This window comes from Streptomyces sp. ActVer (genome assembly GCF_027270795.1).
Taxonomy (GTDB): Bacteria; Actinomycetota; Actinomycetes; order Streptomycetales; family Streptomycetaceae; genus Streptomyces; species Streptomyces umbrinus_A.
Map to the genome: position 1 here is coordinate 1 of NZ_JAPWHT010000477.1, position 7,653 is coordinate 7,653.

General features: G+C 71.5%; 9 protein-coding genes and 1 pseudogene. 4 read left to right on the forward strand and 6 right to left on the reverse strand.

Going from position 1 to position 7,653, the window contains the following annotated elements:
- Positions 1-691: amidohydrolase (locus O3Q52_RS44515; RefSeq protein ID WP_269654217.1), on the reverse strand; the 691-nt coding region annotated here is incomplete at its 3' end.
- Between the two features lie 49 nt (positions 692-740).
- Positions 741-2,255 (reverse strand): APC family permease, encoded by a 1,515-nt coding sequence (locus tag O3Q52_RS44520; protein ID WP_269654218.1) that lies wholly within the window; start codon positions 2,253-2,255, stop codon positions 741-743.
- Between the two features lie 168 nt (positions 2,256-2,423).
- Here O3Q52_RS44520 and O3Q52_RS44525 point away from each other — a divergent pair, with 168 nt between their 5' ends.
- Together O3Q52_RS44525 and O3Q52_RS44530 are read left to right on the forward strand one after the other, a co-directional pair.
- On the forward strand, positions 2,424-3,128 hold the full coding sequence (locus O3Q52_RS44525; protein WP_269654219.1) for a TetR/AcrR family transcriptional regulator: 705 nt from the start codon (positions 2,424-2,426) through the stop codon (positions 3,126-3,128).
- Between the two features lie 88 nt (positions 3,129-3,216).
- Entirely contained in the window at positions 3,217-4,167 is a 951-nt protein-coding gene (locus O3Q52_RS44530; protein WP_269654220.1) for a TauD/TfdA family dioxygenase, read from the forward strand.
- 31 nt (positions 4,168-4,198) lie between these two features.
- Here the strand turns inward: O3Q52_RS44530 and O3Q52_RS44535 are convergent, their stop codons facing one another.
- Positions 4,199-4,945: an SDR family NAD(P)-dependent oxidoreductase gene (locus O3Q52_RS44535; protein WP_269654224.1), complete on the reverse strand. Its 747-nt coding sequence runs from the start codon at positions 4,943-4,945 to the stop codon at positions 4,199-4,201.
- A gap of 117 nt (positions 4,946-5,062) precedes the next feature.
- The gene (locus O3Q52_RS44540) at positions 5,063-5,365 is read right to left on the reverse strand and encodes an SCO4225 family membrane protein (protein WP_269654221.1); all 303 of its coding nucleotides are present in this window, start codon (positions 5,363-5,365) and stop codon (positions 5,063-5,065) included.
- 248 nt (positions 5,366-5,613) lie between these two features.
- On the opposite strand from O3Q52_RS44540, the gene O3Q52_RS44545 reads away from it, so the two are divergent.
- Entirely contained in the window at positions 5,614-6,042 is a 429-nt protein-coding gene (locus O3Q52_RS44545) for a hypothetical protein (RefSeq protein ID WP_269654225.1), read from the forward strand.
- On the opposite strand, the pseudogene O3Q52_RS44550 reads toward O3Q52_RS44545, so the two are convergent.
- Positions 6,002-6,127 (reverse strand): annotated as a pseudogene (locus O3Q52_RS44550) (dihydrofolate reductase); the annotation flags it as partial. The gene O3Q52_RS44545 and the pseudogene O3Q52_RS44550 overlap by 41 nt on opposite strands.
- Before the next feature lie 143 nt (positions 6,128-6,270).
- On the reverse strand, positions 6,271-6,915 hold the full coding sequence (locus O3Q52_RS44555) for a DUF6629 family protein (RefSeq protein WP_269654222.1): 645 nt from the start codon (positions 6,913-6,915) through the stop codon (positions 6,271-6,273).
- Between the two features lie 192 nt (positions 6,916-7,107).
- On the opposite strand from O3Q52_RS44555, the gene O3Q52_RS44560 reads away from it, so the two are divergent.
- On the forward strand, positions 7,108-7,653 hold a 546-nt coding region (locus tag O3Q52_RS44560; protein WP_269654223.1), incomplete at its 3' end, for a DapH/DapD/GlmU-related protein.

The following is a 7,653-nucleotide window of genomic DNA, read 5'->3' on the forward strand; positions in this document are numbered from 1 at the left end:
GGCAGGTTGGCTGCCATCGTGCCACGGTGTGGCGGGGAAGTGACCGGCTGCCGTATGGGCTGCACACCTTCAATTGTTCCTCGGGGGTGCGGTCGGGCATCAGGCGGGACACCAGGTGGGCCGCGCCTTCCTGGAGCATGCCGGTGGGGTTGCCGTCGGCGTCCCGTTCGATGCGGCCGTCGGACGGGTCGGGGGTGCGGGCGCCGATGCCGGCCCGTTCCAGGGCACGGGAGTTGGCCCAGGCGCCGTGGTGGTCGCGGCTGGGCAGGAACACGGGCCGGTCGGGGACGACCGTGTCGAGCAGGGCGGCGGTGGGCGTGCCGCCGGGGAAGGCCTCCATGGACCAGCCGCCCCCGGTGATCCATTCGGCCTCCGGGTGCTCGTCGGCGTACGCCCTCACCCGCCGCAGGTACTCCTGCGGGTCGACGGTGTCGTTCAGGTGGCACAGGCCCAGTTCGGTGCCCGCGCCCTGCGGGTGGACGTGGGCGTCCTGGAAGCCGGGCAGCAGCAGCCGTCCGGCGAGGTCGACGACTTCGGTGCCGGTGCCGATGAGCTCGTGGACCTCGTCGTGGCCGACGGCGACGATCCGCCCGCCGCGCACGGCCACGGCGGTGGCCCGGCTGCGCGCGGCGTCGACGGTGTGGACGGGTCCGCCGGTGAGGACGAGGTCGGCGGCCTGGCGGTGGGACATGGGTTCAACGCTCCAGAGGGGAGGGGGCAGACGGTCCATCGGCAGAGGGTCAGACGGCTGTGCGGTCCATCGGGAGGGCGAGCGCGTCGGCGTCGGTGCCGCGCCCCGTGGTGAAGTACGGCGAGCGGCGGGCGTACTTGGCGACGGCCGCCATGACGAGTCCGCTCAGCACGATCGTGGCGGGCAGGGAGAGCATGAACCAGCCGTTGTCGGGGCTGAGTTCGATGTGGTCGGTCATGGTCAGGTACGAGTATCCGAGGTAGCCGCCGAGGCCGAGCAGGACCAGTCCGGAGGCGGCCGGCACGCCGACGGCGAGCAGTGCCTCGCGGGGTCCCTCGTGGCGGGCGGCGCGGAAGCGGACGGCGCAGGCGAGCGCGGTGAGGCCGTAGTAGAGGGCGACGACGAGGCCGATGGCGTTGACGGCGGCCAGCAGCATGTCACTCAGCTTGGGGATGGCCATGGCGAGCAGGGCGATGGCGGCGGCGATCGACATGACGAGGGCGGTTCCGGCGGCGGGCGTGCCGTACTTGGGGTGGATACGGGTCCACACCGGGCCCATCGTGCGGTCGCGGCCCATGGCGAGCAGTCCGCGGGCGGTGGGGATGACGGAGGACTGGACGGAGGCGACGGCCGAGAACATCAGGGCGAGCAGCGGGAGGCTGGCCCAGGGTTCGGCGGCGAGCTTGGCGCCGAGGTACGGGAGGGCCTGCGGGCCGTTCTCGATGAGTTCGGGCAGGCTCATCTCCCGCTGGAAGGCGACCGAGGCGAAGATGAAGAGCCCGAGCATGGCGAACAGGGCGATGAACCCGCCGCGGGCCGAGTCGCCGGGGCTCCTGGTCTCCTCGGTGACGCTGAACGCCGCGTCCCAGCCCCAGAAGAAGAACACCGCGAGGACCATGCCCTGCGCGAAGGCCGTACCGCTGGAGATCTCGAAGGGGTTGAACCACGCCCAGGAGAAGTCCTGGTGGCCGGTGACCAGGGCCCAGGTGCAGAAGACCAGCAGGACGGCGTACTCGAAGACCAGCAGGCCGAACTGGAGCCGGGTGGCGCTGCGCACCCCGGTGATCGCGAGGACGGTGACGGCGGCGAGGACCACCAGACCGACGACCGTGCTCACGGCGGTGGACGTCGGATCGAGGGCGATCCCGGCGAGCGAGTCCAGGCCGGCCTTGTTGGCGAAGATCAGCACGACCGAGCCGGTCACCGCGCTCGTGTAGGCGAGGAAGATGATCGAGCCGACGAGGGTGACCCAGCCGGCCAGGAAGCCGGGCCAGGGGCCGAGGGACTTGCCGACCCAGGTGTAGCCGTTGCCGCAGTTGGGTTCCGAGCGGTTGAGGCGGGCGAAGGCCGTGGCGATACCGAGGACGGGCAGGAACGCCAGGAGCAGCAGGGCCGGGGCCTGGAGACCGACGATCGTGCCGATGGCGCCCATGCCGATGGCGATGCTGGTGGTGGCAGCCGTGCTGGAGGCGGCGATGGCGACACCGTCGACGACGCCGAGCGAGCGGCGCAGCTCGGCGGGCGGGCGGTCCGGGGCGGCCTGGCCTGGAGCGAGGGAGGACATCAGGGCTCCTCACGGGGAGGGAGAGGGACAGGGAGGAAGAGCCGTGTGGGGATGCGAAGGATGGAACAACGGCCGCACACCTTGCGTCAATGCTGTTGACATAAGGCGGGGGTGAGCCGTTCACTGAGCGTGCAGAGGCCCGTCGACCGTGCGAAGGGATCCGCCCTCATGCCCACCCGCGCCCCACAGGAACGCCGACGCCGCCGCCCGACCGCCTCGGGCGTCGTGCTGTCCAAGGAGCTCATCACCGAGACCGCGCTGCGGCTGATCGGCGAGCACGGTCCGGAGGCCCTGAGCGTGCGCCGCCTCGGCGCGGCCCTCGGGTGCGACCCGAGCGCTCTCTACCGCTACTTCCGCAACACCGACGACCTGCTGCTGGCCGTCTCCGACCGGATCATCGGGGATGCCATGGCCGGCTTCGTCCCGGGTCCCGACTGGGTCGCCTCGCTGCGTGAGATGGCGATGCGGGTACGTGCCGGATACCTCGCCCATCCGCGGGCGGCCGCCATGGCCTCCTACCGCATCACCCGTCGTGAGCACGAGTTCCGTGCCGTGGAGACCGGTGTGGGTCTGCTTCTGTCCGCCGGATTCCCGCCCGCCCAGGCCGTCCGTCTCTACCTGGCCTTCATCGACACCGTCCTCGGTCACGCGGCGCTGGACGCCGCGTGTCTCGCACTCCCCCGGGAGCAGCGAGAGGCCGACGAGAGGGCGTGGACGGAGGCCTACCGGTCGGTCGCCCCGGAGGCCTATCCCGCGCTGAGCGAGGTGCGGGGTGAGCTGTACGCCATGGCCGAGAGCTCTTTCGAACCGGCCGTGGACCTGCTGCTCGACGCGCTGACGGCCCGGGCCTCGGCCCTTCGCGCGCGGACGTGAACCGCTCCCCAGAGGCGCACTGTCGCCCTCCGTTCGGAGCGGTCATGCTTGCCCCGACCAGTCGGAACGAGCGATCGACGGAGCCCGTATGACGACGGACAGGGACACACAGGTCGAGGTGAAGCCGGTCGCGGGACACATCGGCGCGGAGATCACGGGTGTCGACCTGTCCGGGGACCTGGACGACGCGGTGGTCTCCGAGATCAGGGCGGCGGTGCTGCGCTGGAAGGTGGTGTTCTTCCGCGGGCAGAGCCTGGACCACTCCTCGCATGTCGCGTTCGCCCGGCGGTTCGGCGAGCTGGTCCGCCTCGGCAGACGCGGCAGCGCCTCACCCCCGGACTTCCCGGAGGTCGAGACGACGGCCGACCGGCTGGAACTCGGCGGCCGCTACGGCATGGACCACGACGAATGGCTGCGCAGACGCCGGCACTCGCTGCTGCGCGGCTGGCACTGCGACCACGGCGCCCGCGTCGATCCGCCGGCCGCGACCATCCTGCGCGCGGAGGACGTGCCCCCGTACGGCGGCGACCCGACGTGGTCCAACCTGGCGGCCGCCTATGCGGGGCTCTCGGCGCCCGTGCGCGACTTCGTCGACGGGCTGCGCGCGGAGCACCGGCTGGGGGTCGGCTATCAGCCACGGCCCGGCGACGACGCGTACGTACGGCATCTGCTGGACCGGCAGATCGCCTCCGACCATCCGCTGGTGCGGGTGCACCCGGAGACGGGCGAGCGGGTGCTGTTCGTCAACGGCTACTACGTCGAGCAGATCCTGGGTCTTTCCCGCATGGAGAGCGCGCCGCTGCTGGAGATGCTCCTCGGGCAGGCGACCCGGCCCGAGTACACCGTGCGGTTCCGCTGGGAGCCGGGGAGTGTGGCCTTCTGGGACAACAGGGCCACCATCCACCTGGCCCCCAACGACACGACGCACCTGGATCATCCCCGGGTCATGCACCGGGTGATGCTCGCGGGCGATGTCCCGGTCGGCGTGGACGGCAAGCCGTCGGCGCCGATCGTGGGCAGCGAACCGCAGCGCTGGTGAGGACGGGGCCGGCCGGGCGAACCCGCGGGGCTCAGCCGGCCTTGGCCTGGGCCGAGATGCCACCGTCCACCGGCATCGCGACACCGGTGACGAACGACGAGCGGCCGCTGCACAGCCAGGCCGCCGCCTCGGCGATCTCCCGGGGCGACGCCATGCGCTTCTGGATCTGCGGGGCGATGAACGCCTGCTCCAGGTCCGGGTACTGGCGCACGGCCTCCTCGATCATCTCGCTGCGTGTCGTACCGACGACGAGCGCGTTGACGCGGATGCCCTGGTCCCCGTACTCGGCCGCCGCCGCGCGGGTGATCCCCAGGATGGCGTGCTTGGACGCGACGTACGGGACGGAGGCTCCGGTCGCGTAACGGCCCGCCGTACTGCTGGTGTTGACGATGGAGCCGCCCTTGCCCGACGCGAGCATCACGGGCAGCTGGTGCTTCATGCAGTTCCACACGCCCCGGGCGTTGACGTCCATCGTGCGGTCGTACACCTCGTCGTCGGTCTCGTGCAGGAGGGTGCCGACGGTGGCGTAACCCGCGTTGTTGAAGGCGGAGTCGAGACCGTCGAAGTGTTCGACGGCCGCCTCGACCGCGCGGCGGACGTCGGCCGCGACGGCGACATCGCCCGGAACCGCGAGCACCCGCCCGCCGGCGGCGCCGATCTCCTCCGTGAGCGTGTTCAGCCGCTCCTCGCGGCGTGCCGTCAGAACGACCGCCGCGCCCTCCTCCGCGAACAGACGTGCCGCGGCCTCGCCGATACCGCTGGACGCACCCGTGATCATGACCACCTGGCCCGCGAGCAGGCCCTGGTGGCTCCCCTGTGTGATCTTTTGTCCGGTCATCGGGCGAGCCTACGCATCACGGCGTCGGCCGCAGCAGGGGCGAATCAGCCCCTCCGGTCAGCCCTGCCGACTGCTGAGCCGCCGCCAGACGAGGTCGATGAGCCACGCGTTGGCCATGGCGGACGCGCCGAGTACGGCGTACAACCAGCCCACCGAAACGTCCGGTACCGCCAGGATCAGCAGGCTGGTCGGGGCCGTGAAGAGGACCGGGATCACGGCGGCGAAGGAGGCGTCGCCCGTGGGCTGCGACGACACGACGGCCAGCCAGACGATCAGCGCGGCGGCCACCGCGAGATACAGACGGGCGGGCCAGGTGCCGAAGGGAGCGCTGAGCTTCTGGACCCCGGTGACTGAACTCATCGTGCTTGCTCCCTCGTACGAGAGGTTCCGGCCACTCCGGCTCCCCGCTGCGGTCCAGTCTCTTCGGCCGGGTCCGGTGGGGCATGAGTTCACATACTCAGGTCGGCGGGGTGCGTACTCACCCACCCGCGCCTCCGGTATCGCGCCCGACGGGGAGGAACGCGCGGTGTCGCTGTTGCGACATGTCCCACCTGTGCCACCGGAATCGAGTGACATGGCATTCCCTACCACCGGATTCTGTCCAGCGCATGAACTTCTCCGCGCGTACGACGGAAGGCACGGGACTGATGAGACGGATCCGCCTGGTGGCGGCGATATCGACAGGACTCGCCCTGGCTGCCGGTGCCGTGGCGCCGGTCGCCGCCGGCACGGGTACGGGGCCCACGGCGACAGCGGCGGCCGACGCTCCGGCGCCGAAGGGCCTGGGCACCGTACGCCTGATCACGGGTGACCGGGTGACCGTGGGCACCGACACCGAAGGACGGCGGACCGCCTCGGTCGCGCCCGGTGCCGGGCGGCGGCACATCCTCTTCAGGACCTACGAACAGGACGGGCGTCTGACGGTCCTGCCGTCCGACGCCGGCGATCTGGTCTCGGCGGGGCGCCTGGACCGGAAGCTGTTCGACGTGAGCGCGCTGCGTCGTCCAGATGCGGCACGAGCCAGCCTCCCCGTGTGAACCCGTCGCTGGTGTCCTCCTCCGGGGAGCCGGGGCCCTGCGCCACGCCGTCCAGCGACAGGAACTCCTGCAGAATCAGTCTCACGGTGCACTGCCCTTCCTCGGTTCGAGGCGCTCGCGGCCTCCCGCCAGTACCGACTGTGCGCCGCGCCGAAACTCATCGGCTCCTGACACGCTCACCGACGTATGTCCCGCGCCGGCGATGTCTGCCGCTGCCACGGGTCGCCGTCACTGTTCGGCCGACACGCGGGGAGCGCCCGGTGACACGGACCGCCCGCGCGCCCAGCCGTACATCACCACCGAGCACACCGCCGCGAACGCGCACCACGTCGAGACGAACTCCAGCTCCCACAGCGCCCAGCAGACCACCGCGCCGGCGGCGACCAGGACGCCCAGCAGCACAAGGACCCGGTCGCCGGAGAGGAGCAGGGAGCCGACCGTGGCCAGCAGGTAGCCCGCCACGAGGAGTTCGGCGTGAGGCAGATCGATGACGTATCCGACGGTGTGGCCGCGGATGTCGGCGGTCACGGAGTGGGTGGCGAGGTTGTACGAGAGGGTCGCCGCGGTGGCGAGACCGGCGGCGAGCGGGATGGTCAGCCGGTGCCGGGCGCCCGGCGGCGTCGCGCACAGCACGGCCACCGGTACCCACAGCGCCAGCAGCGGAAGCGCCATCGCCGCCCAGGCCACGGTGGCGGGTCCCGTGCCTCCCCCGGAACGCCAGACCAGGGACTCGACCACCTGGTGAGCCCCGAGCAGCAACGGCAGCCCGGCCAGCGGAAGGTCACCGACCCTGCGGGTCCGCGCCACACAGGCGACTCCGACGGCGGCGATGCCGCAGCCCGCCACGAGATCGGCCGTCGCGCTCCAGCACATCACGCCACCAGGTGTTTCGGTCCGGCCTTGCGGTGGCCACGGTAAGGCCCGGCCCACTGAGGCCCTCGCTGACACGACCGTCATGCCCCTGACCGGCGGCAGGGCCGGTGACAGGACCGACGGCGGACCGGCGGCAGGACCAGCGGCAGAGGGATTGCCGGGGGCAGTAAGCGCTCTCTAGACTCGCGTGCGATGAACTCGGAAAGCTCGGTGGACGACTCCCACTTCGACTACTGCCCCTGGGACTTCGTCCTTCGCGCGTCCGACGAGCAGCGCGCCGCGCAGGCAGCGCTCCAGAAGCGACTCACGGTCGGCGGCGCGAGTTTCGGCCCGGGCACCTACGTCTCCCCCGCCGCCGGGGTGTTCACGGACGTCCTGCGTCTGGGCGAGAACTCCTACATCGCCGGGCACGCGTACGTCACCGGCGAAGTGACGGCAGGCGCCGACTGCACGGTCAATCCGTACGCCACCGTGCGGGGCCTGGTCACCCTCGGAGACGGTGTGCGGATCGGCGCCCACAGCTCCCTGCTCGGCTTCAACCACGGATTCGCGCCCGACCGGCCCGTGCACCGGCAGCCCCTGACCAGGAAGGGCATCACCGTCGGCGACGACGTGTGGATCGGCTCGCACGTCGTCGTCCTCGACGGGGTGACGATCGGCGACCACTGTGTGGTGGGCGCCGGCGCCGTCGTGACCAAGGATCTGCCGCCGTGGACGGTCGCCGCAGGGAACCCGGCC

Bases quoted from the DNA above. Each gene is read 5' to 3' on its own strand.
- O3Q52_RS44530 (WP_269654220.1), top strand. From the start codon at position 3,217: ATGACGACGGACAGGGACACACAGGTCGAGGTGAAGCCGGTCGCGGGA.
- O3Q52_RS44540 (WP_269654221.1), bottom strand. From the start codon at position 5,365: ATGAGTTCAGTCACCGGGGTCCAGAAGCTCAGCGCTCCCTTCGGCACC.
- O3Q52_RS44545 (WP_269654225.1), top strand. From the start codon at position 5,614: ATGAACTTCTCCGCGCGTACGACGGAAGGCACGGGACTGATGAGACGG.
- O3Q52_RS44555 (WP_269654222.1), bottom strand. From the start codon at position 6,915: ATGTGCTGGAGCGCGACGGCCGATCTCGTGGCGGGCTGCGGCATCGCC.
- O3Q52_RS44525 (WP_269654219.1), top strand. From the start codon at position 2,424: ATGCCCACCCGCGCCCCACAGGAACGCCGACGCCGCCGCCCGACCGCC.
- O3Q52_RS44535 (WP_269654224.1), bottom strand. From the start codon at position 4,945: ATGATCACGGGTGCGTCCAGCGGTATCGGCGAGGCCGCGGCACGTCTG.
- O3Q52_RS44520 (WP_269654218.1), bottom strand. From the start codon at position 2,255: ATGTCCTCCCTCGCTCCAGGCCAGGCCGCCCCGGACCGCCCGCCCGCC.